The following is a 17,034-nucleotide window of genomic DNA, read 5'->3' as shown; positions in this document are numbered from 1 at the left end:
GATTGATTTGAATGAAGGTAGTAGCACAGCGAGTTTTACAAGCACAAGTTAGTATTAATCAAGCAGTGGTTGGTCAAATTGGGCCCGGTTTAATGTTATTGGTCGGATTTGGGCACGACGACACAATTGAGCAAGTCAATTATTTAGTACCTAAAATTTTGCATAGTCGGATTTTTGCTGATCAGGCAGGTAAAACCAATTTATCTATTTTGGATGTACAAGGAGCCATTTTATCAATTTCACAATTTACTTTGTACGCTAATACTAAAAAGGGTAACCGTCCGAGTTTTACAGAAGCACTGGCACCAGCTTTGGCCAAAGATTTATACGAGCAATTCAATCAGCAATTGCGGAGTAGCAATTTGGTAGTGCAAACAGGACGGTTTGGCGCCGACATGCAAGTGCAATTAACTAATGATGGTCCAATGACAATCATTTATGAGAGGTAATTGATCAATGTTTAAATATGCAATTTGGGATTATGATGGTACTTTAGCAGATACGTATCCGGGAATTTTAAAAAGTCTCAAGCAAACGTTGCAACATTTTAATGACGATGTAGCAATCTCAGATCAGCAGTTGTACCGAAAAATCAAGTTGGGTTCAGTCACGAAGGAATTACAAATGGCTGCACAAAGGCTACAGCTGGATTTTGTGACTATACAAAAATATTATCAAAATTTGGATCATCAGGCACAACTGAAAGTTCAGCTTTATCCACAAGCACAAGAAATTTTACGAACTGTTATAGCAGCTGGTGGTCAAAACTTTTTATTGACGCATCGCGATAATCAAGTGAGAGATTTGTTGCAGCAGCAAGGAATTGCACAGTTATTTACAGAAGTTATTACATCTAGTTTAACCTTTGCCCGGAAACCTAATCCCCAAGCTTTGAATTACTTGATAAAAAAATATCAACTATCCAAAGAGCAAACGGTGATGATCGGCGATCGTTCGTTAGATGTGTTAGCCGGACATAATGCTGAGATTGCCAGTATTTATTTTGATGTCGATGGTTTTCATGATCGTGCCACAGCCGAATATAGTGTCCAACAGTTGAACGATATGCAGCCACTGTTTGTGCATTAATTAGTTAATATGTTTCAAAAGTAGCTATCAATTATTAATTCACTGGAAATTTTGCACCAGTCCTTGATAAATGGCATCGGCTAATTGTTTTTGATAAGTAGGATTACTGATTTTTCGGTAATCCTTTTTATTATTGATATAACCGCCTTCGATTAAGATGGCAGGTTGTTCGTTTTCTCGTAAAACTTCAAAATTGCCAAATTTTAGTCCGCGATTTGGTAAAGCTGTGTGTTTTAGATTTTGGTTAATATGCTGTGCTAATCGCCGATCTTTTTTGGCAGAATAGTAGTAAGTAGTAATACCACTAGCATGACCATTGTCACTGGCATCGAAGTGTAGACTAATAAAAACGTCTGCGTTGAGTTTGTTTGCAGTTCGAGCCCGGTCGGCGAGAGCAATATTAGTATCAGAATGTCGCGTTAAAATAACATTCGCTCCTGTTTGTTCTAATTTGGCTTGTAACATTTGCATAATTTTTAAAGTATATGTTTTTTCATAGTGTTTTTGATTAGCCGATAATGCTCCCGGATCGCTACCACCGTGTCCCGGATCTAAAACGATTGTCGCTTCAGGTAATTTGGTGGCTGCAGTAGGTAGTGCATGGCGAGTGTCCGAAATTGACACTAATCCACTAGCAATATAGCCTTCTTCTCCCGAATTGAGCCGAATTTTATAAAATTTACCACTACGACCAAGATAAGGTAGAGTCGTTTGATCGGTGATATGTGCGACAATTTTTGAATTCAGGTTAGGTTGTTGATAAATTTGGGTATTGTTTTGTAAGGTAGTTACTGATTGGATGTTAGCAGTTTTGGAAGTTCCGGAATTTTGGGATCCTTGTTGAATTTTTTCCGGAACTTTATCAGTAATGATCAGTTCAGAATTAGGAATCCAGCCTACTGTCTTGTCGAATAGGATTTGACTCCAATTATTTTGAGAGTAAACAATATTGACTTTATCGGACTGCATTAAAGTTCCTAAAACAGGTGATGATTTTTGCGGATATTTTTGCACATTAGTATTAGGGGCTTTGATCACACCAAAGGTATTACTGGAAGTGTTAGCGTCATTATTAGCAATTAGCCAACTGGCAACCCAGCCAATCTTGTCACTATCAATCCGCACTTGATACCAATCATTTTTTTCACTGAGGATTGTTAAATGTTCGCCACGTTTAACTTGAGTAATTGTATCGTAAGACAGACTAGGTCCCAACCGGACGTTTAAGAAATTAGCCTGTACCGTAATTTGATTAGATTGAGCCAAAGTTAAAGTTGAATAACTAGCTAAGCATAATAATCCAATAATTAAAAAGAAGCTCATCAAATGATAATTATTTTTTGAAAAAATTTGTTTTACGCGTTTAAACATGAATTTGACATCCTGTAATATTGATTAATACTATATTATAATATTAAAAAGCAAATAGCCATTATATTTGAACTGGAGTTTGGAAATTTTACGACTTAGTCGAACTTAAAGTTTGAATGATCTAATGGTTTTTGAGAGCAATCCTCTTGAAAATTAAGGTTGCTTGAAAATAAATCACCAAATTGAAAAACTGGCTGGTTCAGACTTGACTTTCTCTTTGATGATGGTAATTTAGTAAGAGAGTAGTAATGTAGTATTACTTTAAATTAACAGAGAGAATATGACGGTGAGAGTATTCACTTAAAGTAACAGTGACGAGAATAAATTAATTCGTCTGGCAGGCGTTAACTGTAGCGATAATTAAGGTGGTACCGTGTAATTAATTTACACCCTTGTTCTTGAGCAAGGGTGTTTTTTAGTGAAGCGGTCACATCATTGGCAAATCAAGACCTGCGACTTGAAAAGATTGTTGTCCAGTGCGGTTATGAAAATTATAGTTGAATTTTATACTTGGTGCTGGCAGTATCACAGTTTGGAACAATGCTCAATGAATTATTGCGATCTTGTCTGAAGATGAAGGAGGATTAAAGATGCGGTATCAAAAACCTAAAGGTACAGTTGATATATTACCTGGAGAATCTGAAAAATGGCAATTTATTGAAGCCACAGCCCAACAAATTTTTAAAAATTATCAATATCATGAAATCAGAACCCCAATGTTTGAACAATATGATGTATTTGCGCGTTCGTCTGGTGATACTTCTGATATTGTTTCCAAGGAAATGTATGATTTTGAAGATAAAGGTGGCCGGCACTTAGCTTTACGGCCTGAAGGCACAGCTGGTGTGGTACGTGCTTATGTAGAAAATAAGTTATTTGCGCCCGAGTATGTGCGCCCTTATAAAGTTTGGTATAAAGGTCCGATGTTTCGTTATGAGCGACCACAATCCGGTCGTCAACGTCAGTTTCACCAAATTGGCGTAGAAGCATTAGGCAGTGATAGTCCACAACTAGATGTTGAAACAATTCTCATGGCGGTCAGTTTCTTAAATGAATTAGGAATTAATAATTATACGGTTGCGCTCAATACTTTAGGTGATCAAGAAACTCGGCAAGCTTATCATCAAGCATTATTAGCTTATTTGACGCCGTTGGCAGAGCAATTGAGTGCTGACTCGCAAGTTCGTTTGCAGAAGAATCCATTACGAATTTTGGACAGTAAAGATGCTCATGATCAAGAGATTGTCGCAGGTGCACCGTCGATTTTAGATTATTTAACTCCTGCAGCCCAAGAACATTTTCAACAAGTAACGGCGCTATTGGATGCGTTGAAAGTTCCATATACGATTGATTCCAATATGGTGCGCGGTTTGGATTATTATAATCATACAATTTATGAAATCATGGTTCAAAGTGCCGCCTTTAATAACCAAGAAATGACGGTGATTGCTGGAGGACGTTACAATGGTTTGGTGCAGCAATTAGGTGGACCAGACGTGTCAGGAGTTGGCTTTGGGCTCGGTATTGAGCGCTTAATGTTATTATTAGAAGCTGAAAACCAGCATTTACCGAAAATGGTGGGACCTGATGTTTATTTAGTGAGCGTTGATAGTGCGGATTCTTTAGCTGTGTCACAGTTATTAGCTCAATTACGCCAAGCCGGCATCAGTGCTGAACGAGATTATTTGGATAAAAAAGTTAAAGGCCAGTTTAAGCAAGCGGACCGCCTGCAGGCGAAATTTACTTTGACCATTGGTGATAGCGAATTGCAGACGCGCCAAGCTAAGTTAAAACGATTAGCTGATGGTCAAGAAATTGCTGTTAACTTAGATGATCAAGCTGATTTATTGGCTAAAATTAAAAAGGGGTAAAACGATGGAACGAACAAATTATTGCGGCTTGATTGATGAAAAATATCTGAATCAAGAAGTAACCTTAGCTGGTTGGGTTCAAAAGAAAAGAAATTTAGGTAATTTAATTTTTGTGGATTTACGTGACCGTGAGGGGATTGTTCAGTTAGTATTTAATCAAGAAAATGGCTCAGAAATTTTAAAGCAAGCAGATCAACTGCATTCGGAATACGTGATTAGTGTTCAAGGGACAGTTGTGGCTCGCTCCCAAGAGGCTATTAATGCTGAGATGAAGACTGGTAAAGTCGAAGTTAAAGTCAGCACCTTAGAAATTTTGAATCGTGCCAAGACGGTACCGTTTAATATTGAAGATGATGTTGATGCGAGTGAAGAAACTAAATTAAAATATCGGTATTTAGACTTACGGCGGCCTGAGATGCAAGCGGGGTTACGCATTCGATCCCAAATTATGGCCACGGTGCACCAATACTTTGACCAGCACGGCTTTATCAACATTGAAACGCCCGATTTGGCCAAGTCGACGCCTGAAGGTGCGCGTGATTATTTGGTACCCTCACGAGTTTATCCAGGTAGCTTTTATGCTTTACCACAATCACCGCAATTGTTTAAGCAATTATTAATGGGCGCTGGGTTTGATCGGTATTATCAAGTAGCACGTTGTTTTCGGGATGAAGATTTGCGCGGCGATCGTCAGCCGGAATTTACGCAAATTGATATGGAAACTAGTTTCTTGAGTGCGCAACAAATCCAAGATTTGACTGAGGGCTTAATTGCTCAAGTCATGCATGATGTCAAGGGGATTGATGTTCAGTTACCATTTCCGCGGTTGACTTGGAATGAAGCCATGGATCGGTTTGGGTCAGATAAACCTGACACCCGGTTTGGCATGGAGTTACAAGATCTCAGTGATTTATTTAAGGACTCAACTTTTAAAGTCTTTCAAAGTGCACTAGCTAATCAAGGACAAGTCAAAGCGATTGTTGTTAAAAATGCTGCTGATCAATACTCGCGTAAAAAAATTGAAGCTCAGCAAGAATATATTAAACGTTTTGGTGCCAAAGGTTTGGCCTGGCTCAAAGTTAATGATGATCAATTAACGGGTCCTGTCGCAAAATTTGTACAAGATCAAGCTGCAGCTTTAAAAGCACGTTTAGCTTTAGCTAATAATGATTTAGTTTTATTTGTTGCAGATAGTCGCAAAGTCTGTGCTGATTCCTTAGGTTATTTACGGAAACACTTTGCTAAAGAGTTAAAACTCTATGATGAAGATCAATTTAATTTCCTATGGGTCGTTGATTGGCCGTTGTTTGAATATGATGAAGGCATTGAGCGCTGGACGGCTGCACATCATCCATTCACGATGCCTAACGAAGAAGATGTGGCTTTATTGGAGACAGATCCGCATAAAGCTCACGCACAAAGTTACGATATTGTCTTGAATGGTTATGAGTTGGGCGGGGGCTCGATTCGGATTCATACACGTGATATTCAAGAAAAAATGTTTAAAGCGTTAGACTTCACGAAAGAACGAGCACAAGAACAATTTGGCTTTTTGCTAGATGCCTTAGATTATGGTTTTCCACCACATGGCGGCCTAGCAATTGGCCTGGATCGTTTCGCCATGCTCTTAGCGCACCGGGATAATATTCGCGATGTCATTGCCTTTCCAAAGAATTCGAAAGCGTCTGAACCTATGATGCAAGCGCCAGCACCCGTAGCGAAAAACCAGTTAACAGATTTAGATTTAGAAATTAAAAAGTAGCATATCTAATGAAGATTACCTCCTAATCCTTTAAAATAATGGCTTAGGAGGTAATTTTTTATGTATGAAAAACAAAAACAACAATTAACACCTTTACAATATCAAGTAACACAAGAGCAAGGTACAGAGCGCGCATTTGATAATCAATATGATGACTTTTTTGAACCGGGGATTTATGTGGATATTGTGAGTGGAGAACCACTATTTTCTTCAGCTAAAAAATATCAATCGGGTTGTGGTTGGCCCGCATTCAGTCAACCAATTGCTCCGTTGACGCAAAGAAGAGATTCTAGTCACCATATGGAGCGTGTGGAAGTTCGCAGTAAACAAGCCAATTCCCATTTGGGACATGTCTTTACCGACGGACCACAGGAAGATGGGGGGTTACGTTACTGTATTAATTCGGCGGCTTTGAAGTTTATCCCTTTAGCACAAATGGAAGCTGCTGGTTATGGTAAATATATTGATCTAGTAAAAACGACCTCTAAATAAACTTTTTTTCTAGAAATAATGTGTTAAAGTATTTAATGCAAGTAAATCTATAAAGGACTTTACACATTGATGAAGGAAATAGAACAAGTTTTAAAACGATATCGTACTTTGACTAAATTATCAGTCGCAGTGGTTTATGCTGTCTGTGTCTCAATTGCGGTGAATATCTTTTGGACACCAGGTCATATCTATGGTTCCGGTATTACTGGTTTTGCCCAATTGATTGCCACTTTACTAAATCGTTGGTTGGCAATATCAGTACCCGTGGCATTTTTATATGCTTTGTTCAATTTACCTTTGTTAGTTTTATCCTGGAAAAAAATCGGACACAATTTTACGATCTTTACGGTCATCGCGGTTGCTTTATCTACGATTCTCATGCGGTTATTACCACCAGTTAAGGTACAATTTGATCCTATTATTTGTGCAATTTTTGGGGGAGTGTTTAATGGCTTTGGCACGGGGCTCGCGCTCAAAAATGAGTTGTCGACTGGTGGCTTAGATATTATCGGGATTGTGTTACGCAAAAAAGTCGGTAAAAGTGTCGGCACAATTAATTTGTCCTTTAACTTGATTATTGTCATTGGCTCTGGTTTTCTTTTTGGTTGGGTTCATGCGTTATACACAATTTTGAGCATATTTATCAATAGTCGTTTAATTGATGCTTTATATACTCGTGATCAAAAATTACAAGTCATTATTGTGACATCACACGCGCAGCAAGTGATTCACCAAATTCAAGACGAAATGCGACGGGGCATTACGATTGTGAACGATGTGGAAGGCGCTTATCGGCATACTAAAAAGACGATGTTGTTTACGGTTATTTCACAGTATGAATTACCCTTGTTTCGTCAAGCTATGCATCAATCCGATCCCTATGCTTTTGTGAGCATCACTGAAGCCAAAATGATTATGGGACGGTTTTATCAAGAACACATTTATTAACATATAAAAGACCTAACATCAAGATTTTGGTCGTCATGACTATCTGATTAGTTAGGTCTTTTTTATTTGCCTTTGTTTAATTTTTTAATTAGTAGTAAAGCTGTTCAAATGTAAATTATCTTCAATAATGGCTGCTACTTCTTCGATAGATTTGTTAGCCACGTTAATAACTAGGCAACCTAACTTTTCATAAAGTTGTGTAGCATAGTTTAATTCTTGTTTGATTTTATCACTACTGGAATAATTATTTTGAGCAGGTAAACCGTATGAGAGCATTCGCTGTTCACGAATCTTTTGAAGTACTTCCTCATCATTGGTTAAACCAATGATTTTATGAGGATCAACTTGCCACAGTTCAGGCGGTAATTGAACCTGCGGTACTAAGGGCAAATTCATCGCTTTGATTTGCTGATTAGCCAAATAAAAAGTTAATGGTGTTTTAGAAGTTCGAGAAATACCGAGTAAAACAACATCAGCTTCTAACATGCTGTGCGGATTTTTTCCATCATCATTTTCCGCGGCAAAGTCAATAGCTTCAATGCGCTTAAAATATTGGGAACTTAGTTTTCGGGCGGCACCGATTTCATGCGAAGCCGTTTTGCCGGTAAAAGCTTCAATGGTTGACAAGTAAGGGTTCAAAATATCAAAACACAACATGTTTTGATCATGTTTAAAATCTTTCACGATCTGATCTAATTGCGGACTACTCAGTGTGTAAAAAACAATCGCTTGTTCTGCTTGAGCACGTTTTAAGATTGCGGTTAATTTAGGGACGTCATTAACAAATGAGTATCTTTTTTGCGTCATTTGAATTTGAGGAAATTGGGCTAACATGGAGCGAGAAAAATTAGTTGTGGTTTCACCAGAAGAATCGGAAATCGTATAAACTATTTGTTTCAACATAATCACCTACTGTTTTTCTTTCAAATTAGCATTTTTATTTTAAAAAAGCTAGTCAAAGTCGGTAAATTATGGTTTCAACTTATCGAATTGTTTGTTATACTAGTTAAGAACTGTTGTAATAAACGGTTACGTAATGAAGCGGAAGGAGGGATATCATATGGCTAAGACCGTTGTTCGTGAGAACGAGTCTCTTGATGATGCTCTTCGTCGGTTTAAACGTTCTGTTTCTAAGAGTGGTACTCTTCAAGAATACCGTAAACGTGAGTTTTACGAGAAACCTAGTGTAAAACGTAAGCTGAAATCTGAAGCTGCACGTAAGCGTAATAAGAAGAGAAGAAGACGTTAAGAATTCGGGGTGTGATAGGGAATGTCCCTCACTGATCAATTAATGACTGACATGAAAGTTGCCATGAAAAGTCATGACAAGACCGGTTTGTCAGTTATCAGAATGCTTAAATCAGCTTTGATGAACAAGAAGATCGAAGTCGGTCATGATTTGACTGCGGATGAAGAAAATCAAGTAGTTGTTTCGCAAATGAAGCAACAAAAAGATTCTTTAGCAGAATTTGAAAAAGGTCATCGGGACGATTTAGTTGCAGAAACTAAGTCTCAAATGGCTATTTTACAAAATTACATGCCGCAACAACTATCAGAAGCTGAAGTTCGTCAACTGATTCAACAAACTGCCACTGACATAGGCGCAGAATCAAAAGCTGATTTTGGTAAATTAATGAAAGCTGTGATGGCCCAAGTTAAGGGACAGGCAGATGGTTCATTGGTTAATAAAATTGTCAAAGAAGTACTGCAATAACGTACTAAGGTTAAAGTGATTTTGCTTTAGCCTTTTTCTTTAGCTTCAATTTGTAATAAAATAAGAGATAGATCCAAGTTAGAGGCTATGAGCACAAATATAAAAGTTCCAATCTAAATGGGATTTTAAAGATTTAATTTTTTAGGTCTAGCTACTAATTTTAGAAATAAAATTGTGCTCAGAAATTGGTTCATAATTGGGATTAATTTAATTTTATAAAATAAGTTCTGAACGAAGGACAGGAGAAATTTTATTTGACAGTTGAAATAACTAAATCGTTTTATTTACAAAGTAATGATGATGCGGTGCTATTTGGCAGTAATGATGCTAATTTGACTATTTTGGCAGAAAAATTGTTACTGAAAATTCATCCTTTTGGTAATCGTGTCGACTTAAGTGGAGCAAATGATGCCGTTAATCTAGCTTTACAAATTCTCAAAGTTCTCAGTCGTTTGCAACACTCGGGTATTCAGATTGGTCAAGCAGATGTAGTTAGTGCTGTACAAATGGCACAAGCCGGCACCTTAGAATACTTTGAAGATCTTTATAATGAAATTTTATTGCGGGATGCGAAGGGAAAACCAATTCGTGTACGTAACCTCGGACAACGTAATTATATTAAAACTATTCAAAAAAATGATATTACTTTTGGCATTGGGCCCGCGGGAACTGGTAAAACTTATTTAGCAGTGGTGATGGCTGTAGCAGCGTTAAAAAAAGGTCGCGTTAAAAAATTGATTTTGACCCGACCAGCAGTGGAAGCCGGCGAAAATTTAGGCTTTTTGCCAGGAGATTTAAAAGAAAAAGTGGATCCATATTTACGTCCCATTTATGATGCGTTGTATTCAATTTTAGGAACCGAACAAACTAATCGTTATTTGGAACGAGAAATCATTGAAGTAGCTCCTTTAGCGTACATGCGTGGTCGGACACTAGATGAAGCCTTTGTGTTGTTAGATGAAGCACAAAATACGACGCATGAACAAATGAAGATGTTTTTGACGCGCTTAGGCTTTGATTCCAAAATGGTAGTCAATGGCGATCCCACACAGATTGATTTGCCTCGGCGTTCACCCAGTGGGTTGTTACAAGCACAACAAATTTTACGTAACTTAGCACATATTGGTTTTGTAGATTTCCAGTCCGGCGACGTAGTTCGTCATCCAGTGGTAGCGGAAGTGATCGAAGCTTATGCTAAAGTTAATAGGAGTAAAGAATGAACTTAGAAATTTATGACGAACAACACTTACTTGATAACAAACATTTAGATTTAGTCCAGCGCTTATTTGAGGCAGGGGCAAAAAAAATTGCCTTACCTGAAAACACAGAAGCCTCAATTACTTTTTGTACTTCCGAGCAAATTCATCAAATTAATCTCAAATATCGACAAACAGATCGACCAACGGATGTCATTAGTTTTGCTTTAGAGGATGGTGATGACGATGGCATTAGTTCACAGGCTTTAGCAGCAGAATTTGGTATTCCACGCAACATTGGTGACTTGTTTATTTGTCCGGAAGTGGTCACTAAACAAGCACAAGAATATGGACATTCTTTTGAGCGAGAACTAGGTTATACTGTCGTTCATGGCTTGTTGCATCTATCTGGTTGGGATCATATTAAACCAAAGGAAGCTGAGCAAATGTTCAGTTTGCAGCGGGAAATTTTAGCAGATTTTGGTTTGAAGCGGTAATTCAATTGAAAAAGGGGTTGGCAGAATAATGGAAACTAAGCAGTTAATGGATTTAGCAACAAAAATGTTGGATAAAGCTTATACACCGTATTCGCATTTTCAAGTTGGTGCTGCACTTTTAACCCAGGATGGTCAATTATTTGGTGGTTGTAATATTGAAAATGCTTCTTATGGTTTGACTAATTGTGCTGAAAGAACCGCTATTTTTCAGGCAGTTGCGCATGGTCAACGGCAATTTCAAGCTTTATTAATTACTGGCAATACTCCCGGTCCGATTGCCCCATGTGGTGCTTGTCGGCAAGTGATTAGTGAATTTTGTGATCCGCAAATGCCCGTTTTTTTGACAAATCAAACAGGAGCAATCCAACAAGTCAGTGTGGAACAATTGTTGCCAGGAGCTTTTACAACAGGAGATTTAGAACATGGTAGATAATTTTCGTTCGGGTTTTGTGGCAATTATTGGTGAACCGAATGTCGGGAAGTCCACTTTAATGAATCGTATTTTGGGGAGTGAAATTTCGATTATTTCTCCCAAAGCACAAACCACACGTAATAAAATTCAAGGTATTTATACAGATGAGCAACAGCAAATCATTTTTGTAGATACCCCTGGCGTCCATACACCGAAGAATAATCTGGATCAGTATATGGATAAAGCAGCTTTTTCAGCTTTAACTGAAGTCGATTTAATTTTATTAATGGTTAGCGCTCAAAAATCTGTCACGAAAACTTTACAAAATATTATTGCCAAATTACAGACAGTCCAAGTACCAGTTTTTTTGGTAATTAATAAAATTGATTTGGTTCATCCAGACATCTTGTTGCCGCTGATTGAACAATATAGTAACTTATTACATTTTCAAGAAGTGTTTCCCGTCTCGGCGACTCAAGGCAATAATGTGGCGGAGTTATTGACTGCTATTGGGCAGCAATTGCCTGTTGGACCGCAATATTATCCGGCTGATCAAATTAGCGATCATCCCGAATATTTTGTCGTTGCAGAAATTATTCGGGAGAAAATTCTAGAATTAACGCGGCAAGAGGTTCCACATTCAGTAGCAGTCGTGGTGGAACAAATGAATCAACATTTAAATAATAAATTGCAAATTGATGCTACTATTTATGTGGAACGCGATAGTCAAAAGAAGATTATCATTGGTAGTAAGGGTTCTTTACTCAAACAAATTGGGATTCGTTCGCGTCGAAAATTGGAAGACTTGCTGGGTGAGAAAATCAATTTGAAATTATGGATCAAAGTCCAAAAAAATTGGCGCGAAGATCCGCTATTTTTAGCACGAATTGGTTATTCACTGAAAGATTTGCAGTAATGATGGTTCAGCGTAATCAAAATTTTCAAGGTTTGGTCTTACGCAATCAGGATTATCATGAAAACGATCAACTGGTGTGGTTGTTAACTGATCAATTTGGCATTGTGACTTTTTTGGCTCGTGGGGTTAAAAAAGCACAATCGAAACAACGCGGCTTAGTTTTGCCTTTTACGTATGGTCAGTATCAAGGGACGATTAATACGTCGGGATTTTCTTATTTAAGTGATGCTTTAAATTTGCACCAGTTGCAAACTGTGGCGCAGGACATTGAGCTGAATGCTTATGTCACTTATCAAAATGATTTGATTTTACGCGCTTTTAGTGGTCAAAAAGTTTCTTTGGCCTGGTACCGACAAATTTTAGCAGCCCAAAAATTAATTGATCGGCAATTGGATCCAGAAATTATTACTAATGTTTTGGAACTACAACTGCTCAAGCCGTTTGGTGTAGCTCCTAATTTGACTAGTTGTGTGGTTGGTGGCGAACGCCAAGGAACTTTTGATTATTCTTTAAGTTTCGGTGGTATTTTATGTAGTCGCCATTGGACGAGAGATCAACATCGTTTGCATTTAGCCCCCAAAGTAGTGGCTTATTTGCGTTTTTTGGCGCAGTTAGATTTACAAAAAGTGGGTAAAATACAAGTTTCTGATTCGATTAAGGCTCAGTTGCGAAAAACTTTGGACTTAATTTATCAAGATAATGTGGGCGTTTATCCAAAAAGTAAAAAATTTTTGGAACAAATGTTTCGCTGGCAATTATAGAACTTTGAATTAATTAGAGGTTGAGCAATTTAAATGGAAGATTTTTTACAAGTTATGCAACAACATACTTCAGTGCGCGATTTTCAAGATCGGGCTCTTGATGAAGTAACGAAACAAAAATTAATTACGGCGGCACGAAGTAATGCCTCGTCTAATTTTGTGCAAGCATTTTCTATTTTAGAAATTCATGATGCAACATTGCGCCGCAATTTGGGACAATTGGCGAATTGTGAACCTTACGTCGTACACAGTGGTGTCTTTTATGTGTTTATTGCGGATTTGTATCGGCAAAAAGTTTTATTGGAGCAAAATCGGCAAAATATTGCGAGTTTAACTAATTTAGAATCATTGTTGGTCAGTGTCGTCGATACAACTATTAGTGCCCAGAGTATGGTTATCGCTGCTGAACAGTTGGGGTTAGGCATTTGTTACATTGGTGGGATTCGCAATGATCTTTTCAAAGTGGCCGAGTGGTTAAATTTGCCGTCATTGACCGTGCCATTATTTGGTCTAACTATTGGTTATCCTCAGACTAAAAATCAAGTCAAACCGCGCTTACCAGTGGCTAATCAGGTGAACGTTGATACTTATCCGCGCCAACAGTTTGCGGATTTAACAGCATATCAAGCTCAAACTGCAGCTTATTATCAAAAGCGCGCGCAAAATGCTCAGCAAAGTGATTGGCTACAAAAAAATCGAGCTTTTTTCAAAGAAATCCGGCGGCCGGAAGTGGCGAAATTTGTGCGCCAGCAAGGCTTTGTGTTGTAATTGGATAAAGAAGAGTTGACAGTCTTCTAAAGACTGCTAAAATTAAGATGTTTGTACAGCGAGTGTGGTTAGTGAGAGCACATGTAGATTAAAATGGCGAATTGATTTAATTAATAATGAAGAGCAGGCTGTGAGGCCTGAAATAGGGTGGAACCGCGAAGTTATTCGTCCCTATGCAATTTTTTGAGATTGCATAGGGCTTTTTTTGTGAAATGAGGTAGAAAATTGGAAAAAAAATTGAATGTACAAAACATGATTTTAACCTTACAGCAATTTTGGAGTGAAAAAGGCTGTATGTTGATGCAAGCTTATGATACAGAAAAAGGCGCGGGGACTATGAGTCCGTATACTTTTTTGCGGGCTATTGGTCCTGAGCCGTGGAATGCCGCTTATGTTGAGCCATCCCGGCGCCCAGCTGATGGTCGTTATGGCGATAATCCCAACCGCCTATATCAACATCACCAATTTCAAGTGGTTATGAAACCATCACCGTTAAATATTCAAGAATACTATTTAGACAGTTTAAAGGCCTTAGGGATTGATCCCTTAGAACATGATATCCGTTTTGTGGAAGATAACTGGGAGAACCCATCAATGGGTTGTGCTGGTGTTGGTTGGGAAGTTTGGCTTGACGGGATGGAAGTTTCCCAGTTTACTTATTTCCAGCAAGTGGGTGGATTAAGCGCTGATCCAGTGACGAGTGAAATTACTTATGGCGTCGAGCGCTTGGCTTCTTATATTCAAGATGTTGATTCGGTGTTCGATTTGGAATGGGGCAATGGCGTCCGGTATGGTGATATCTTTAAAGAACCGGAATATGAACATTCCAAATATGCCTTTGAAGAAAGTGATCAGACCATGCTCTTACAATTCTTCAATGACTATGAAAAAGAAGCGCAACGTTTAATTGATTTGGGCTTAGTACATCCAGCATACGACTATATTCTAAAGTGTAGTCATACGTTTAATTTGTTAGATGCACGCGGTGCGGTTTCTGTCACTGAACGGGCTGGCTTTATGCACCGCATTCGGTCGATGGCCCATCGAGTCGCCAAAGCTTTTGTGGCCGAACGGCAAAAATTAGGTTTTCCATTATTAGATGAAGCCACACGTCAAAAATTATTAAAGGAGCAAACTAATGACTAAAGATTTTTTATTAGAATTAGGTTTAGAAGAAATGCCTGCCCATGTGGTAACTAGTACAGAGCAGCAATTAGCCCAAAAGGTGGCCGCTTATTTACAGGAGGCCAATCTGGCTCACGGGTCAATTGAACAATTTTCCACACCACGGCGCTTAGCACTTTTAATTCATGATGTGGCCGAACAGCAACCCGATCAAGAACTTGAGGTCAAAGGTCCTGCCAAAAAGATTGCACAAGATGAACAAGGTAATTGGAGTAAAGCGGCCCAAGGTTTTGTTCGCGGTCAACAATTAAGCACCGACGATATTTATTTTAAAGAATTAAAAGGTACGCCCTATGTTTACGTCAAAAAGCAAATTTTCGGCAAACCGGCCGCGGAAATTTTGGCTGGTTTAATTAAGCCCTTATCCGAATTAACTTTTCCGACACGCATGCGCTGGAATAAATTTGATTTTGAATATATTCGGCCGATCCATTGGTTAGTTGCGCTGTTGGATCAAGAAGTTATTCCCATGCAATTATTAAATATTCATGCTGGTAATCAAACTCAGGGCCATCGCTTTTTAGGAACGACGATTACTTTAGAAAAAGCCAGTGATTACCAACAAGCTCTGGCTGATGACTTTGTCATTGTTGATGCAGCCCAGCGTAAAGCTTTAATTCAAGAACAGATTCAAGCTTTGGCGAAGCAGAATCATTGGGTCGTTGATTTAGATGAAGACTTGTTAGAGGAAGTTACTAACTTAGTTGAGTACCCCACAGCATTTGCTGGCAAATTTGCCGCCAAGTATTTAAAAATACCAGAAGAAGTGCTCATTACTTCAATGAAAGATAATCAACGTTATTTTTATGTGCGCGATGAACAAGGCCAATTAGCACCTTACTTTATTGGGGTACGTAATGGGAACCAAACACATTTAGATAACGTGATTGCTGGAAACGAAAAAGTGCTGGTCGCACGGCTGGAAGATGCCGCCTTCTTCTTTGCGGAAGATCAAAAGCATACTTTGTCAGAGTACGTTTCGCGTCTTCAACAAGTTACGTTTCATGATAAAATTGGTTCCATGTCTGAAAAAATGCAACGTACACAGATTATTGCCGATTTATTAGCGCAAAAATTTAATTTGTCCCCGCAGGAACACCAAGATGTTTTACGGGCGAGTGCCATTTATAAATTTGATTTGGTAACGGAAATGGTCGGCGAATTTTCGGAATTGCAGGGAGTGATGGGCGAAAAGTATGCGCTGATTTTTGGCGAACGGCCAGCAGTTGCGCAAGCGATTCGCGAACACTATCAACCTACTTCTTCAGAAGGCCAGTTGCCGCAATCTAAAGTCGGGCAAGTCTTATCTTTAGCTGACAAAATTGAAAGTTTACTCAGCTTTTTTGCGGTAGATTTAATTCCTAATGGTTCTAATGATCCGTATGGTTTAAGACGGCAAGCCATTGGAATTGTGCGGATTTTACAGCAGCAACAATGGCATCTTGATTTTGCTCAATTATTACCTCAGATTGTTCAGTGTTATAACCAAAAGTTAGGTTCAGTTAAGTTTGATTATCTGAAGCATCAAGCGGAATTAGAAGAATTTATTGTAGAACGAGTTCAGCAATTATTAACGCAAGCACAAGTGCCACATGACGTCGTCATGGCGGTGACAGCAATGACAAAAATTGATCCAACTCAGATGATAGCCACTGCTCAAGTATTAAATCAGCATCAAGCAGACTCTGATTATAAGGAGAACATGGAAGCTCTGACGCGAGTATTACGGATTGTGGCTAAGCAAGCAATTGCTGAACAAGAAATTGACACAACTTTATTCCAAAATCCATCTGAGCAACAGTTATTTCAAGCAGTTAATGACTTGAAGGAGCGCTTTGCATCGTTAACGACGCAAGCAAGCTATCAAGCTTTACAAAAATTACAGCCGCTCATTAGTCAATATTTCGAAGAGAACTTGATTATGGATAAAAATGCAGCTGTGCAGCAAAATCGTTTAAATCAGCTGCACCAATTAGCCCAATTAATTTGGCAGTTGGGTGACTTGAATCAATTAGTAATTAAATAGTGTAGTTTTTAAAAGATTGGAACAAA

Annotated in this window: 18 protein-coding genes; 16 read left to right on the top strand and 2 right to left on the bottom strand. The window is 38.5% G+C overall.

Annotation, left to right across the window (positions count from 1 at the left end; all coding sequences use genetic code 11):
- Positions 1–11 precede the first annotated feature (11 nt).
- Together dtd and AC3B5S_RS00250 are read left to right on the top strand one after the other, a co-directional pair.
- Positions 12–449 carry a D-aminoacyl-tRNA deacylase gene (gene dtd, locus AC3B5S_RS00255; RefSeq protein ID WP_489757614.1) on the top strand — a complete coding sequence of 146 codons (438 nt, stop codon included), beginning with the start codon at positions 12–14 and terminating at the stop codon, positions 447–449.
- A 7-nt stretch (positions 450–456) separates the two neighbouring features.
- A complete protein-coding gene (locus tag AC3B5S_RS00250) occupies positions 457–1,089 on the top strand; it encodes an HAD-IA family hydrolase (protein WP_489789902.1) in 633 nt (210 codons plus the stop codon).
- 39 nt (positions 1,090–1,128) lie between these two features.
- On the opposite strand, the gene AC3B5S_RS00245 is transcribed toward AC3B5S_RS00250, so the two are convergent.
- Positions 1,129–2,460: an N-acetylmuramoyl-L-alanine amidase family protein gene (locus AC3B5S_RS00245; RefSeq protein ID WP_489774973.1), complete on the bottom strand. Its 1,332-nt coding sequence runs from the start codon at positions 2,458–2,460 to the stop codon at positions 1,129–1,131.
- A 590-nt stretch (positions 2,461–3,050) separates the two neighbouring features.
- Between AC3B5S_RS00245 and hisS the strand changes: the two genes are divergently transcribed.
- The 4 genes from hisS to AC3B5S_RS00225 all read left to right on the top strand — a co-directional run bounded on the left by hisS (position 3,051) and on the right by AC3B5S_RS00225 (position 7,533).
- Positions 3,051–4,331 carry a histidine--tRNA ligase gene (hisS, locus tag AC3B5S_RS00240; RefSeq protein WP_489757617.1) on the top strand — a complete coding sequence of 427 codons (1,281 nt, stop codon included), beginning with the start codon at positions 3,051–3,053 and terminating at the stop codon, positions 4,329–4,331.
- Between the two features lie 4 nt (positions 4,332–4,335).
- Positions 4,336–6,093, top strand: a complete 1,758-nt coding sequence (aspS, locus tag AC3B5S_RS00235) for an aspartate--tRNA ligase (protein ID WP_489789901.1) — start codon at positions 4,336–4,338, stop codon at positions 6,091–6,093.
- Between the two features lie 60 nt (positions 6,094–6,153).
- On the top strand, positions 6,154–6,585 hold the full coding sequence (gene msrB, locus AC3B5S_RS00230; RefSeq protein ID WP_489757619.1) for a peptide-methionine (R)-S-oxide reductase MsrB: 432 nt from the start codon (positions 6,154–6,156) through the stop codon (positions 6,583–6,585).
- 69 nt (positions 6,586–6,654) lie between these two features.
- The gene (locus AC3B5S_RS00225) at positions 6,655–7,533 is read left to right on the top strand and encodes a YitT family protein (protein ID WP_489757620.1); all 879 of its coding nucleotides are present in this window, start codon (positions 6,655–6,657) and stop codon (positions 7,531–7,533) included.
- A gap of 84 nt (positions 7,534–7,617) precedes the next feature.
- Here the strand turns inward: AC3B5S_RS00225 and AC3B5S_RS00220 are convergent, their stop codons facing one another.
- A complete protein-coding gene (locus AC3B5S_RS00220) occupies positions 7,618–8,436 on the bottom strand; it encodes a pyruvate, water dikinase regulatory protein (RefSeq protein ID WP_489757621.1) in 819 nt (272 codons plus the stop codon).
- Between the two features lie 157 nt (positions 8,437–8,593).
- Between AC3B5S_RS00220 and rpsU the strand changes: the two genes are divergently transcribed.
- The 10 genes from rpsU to glyS all read left to right on the top strand — a co-directional run bounded on the left by rpsU (position 8,594) and on the right by glyS (position 17,008).
- Positions 8,594–8,782 (top strand): 30S ribosomal protein S21, encoded by a 189-nt coding sequence (gene rpsU, locus AC3B5S_RS00215; RefSeq protein ID WP_249512765.1) that lies wholly within the window; start codon positions 8,594–8,596, stop codon positions 8,780–8,782.
- A gap of 21 nt (positions 8,783–8,803) precedes the next feature.
- The gene (locus AC3B5S_RS00210) at positions 8,804–9,247 is read left to right on the top strand and encodes a GatB/YqeY domain-containing protein (protein WP_489757622.1); all 444 of its coding nucleotides are present in this window, start codon (positions 8,804–8,806) and stop codon (positions 9,245–9,247) included.
- A 254-nt stretch (positions 9,248–9,501) separates the two neighbouring features.
- A complete protein-coding gene (locus AC3B5S_RS00205; protein WP_489757623.1) occupies positions 9,502–10,467 on the top strand; it encodes a PhoH family protein in 966 nt (321 codons plus the stop codon).
- Positions 10,464–10,940 carry an rRNA maturation RNase YbeY gene (gene ybeY, locus AC3B5S_RS00200; RefSeq protein WP_489757624.1) on the top strand — a complete coding sequence of 159 codons (477 nt, stop codon included), beginning with the start codon at positions 10,464–10,466 and terminating at the stop codon, positions 10,938–10,940. The genes AC3B5S_RS00205 and ybeY overlap by 4 nt, the downstream gene beginning before the upstream one ends.
- Before the next feature lie 28 nt (positions 10,941–10,968).
- A complete protein-coding gene (locus AC3B5S_RS00195) occupies positions 10,969–11,373 on the top strand; it encodes a cytidine deaminase (protein ID WP_489757625.1) in 405 nt (134 codons plus the stop codon).
- Positions 11,363–12,268 (top strand): GTPase Era, encoded by a 906-nt coding sequence (gene era / locus AC3B5S_RS00190; protein WP_489757626.1) that lies wholly within the window; start codon positions 11,363–11,365, stop codon positions 12,266–12,268. Before AC3B5S_RS00195 ends, era begins: the two co-directional genes overlap by 11 nt.
- Positions 12,268–13,029: a DNA repair protein RecO gene (recO, locus tag AC3B5S_RS00185; RefSeq protein WP_489757627.1), complete on the top strand. Its 762-nt coding sequence runs from the start codon at positions 12,268–12,270 to the stop codon at positions 13,027–13,029. Before era ends, recO begins: the two co-directional genes overlap by 1 nt.
- A 33-nt stretch (positions 13,030–13,062) precedes the next feature.
- Complete coding sequence (locus AC3B5S_RS00180) at positions 13,063–13,797, top strand: NADPH-dependent oxidoreductase (protein ID WP_489757628.1); 735 nt, start codon at positions 13,063–13,065, stop codon at positions 13,795–13,797.
- A gap of 252 nt (positions 13,798–14,049) precedes the next feature.
- A complete protein-coding gene (gene glyQ / locus AC3B5S_RS00175; protein WP_489757716.1) occupies positions 14,050–14,943 on the top strand; it encodes a glycine--tRNA ligase subunit alpha in 894 nt (297 codons plus the stop codon).
- Positions 14,936–17,008, top strand: coding sequence for a glycine--tRNA ligase subunit beta (glyS, locus tag AC3B5S_RS00170; protein WP_489757629.1), 2,073 nt, complete (start codon positions 14,936–14,938; stop codon positions 17,006–17,008). The genes glyQ and glyS overlap by 8 nt, the downstream gene beginning before the upstream one ends.
- Positions 17,009–17,034 lie beyond the last annotated feature (26 nt).

It is taken from the genome of Bombilactobacillus sp. ESL1094 (assembly GCF_058107425.1).
The sequence above is the reverse complement of the archived record's forward strand: the minus strand, read 5'-3'. Positions and strand labels throughout refer to the sequence as shown.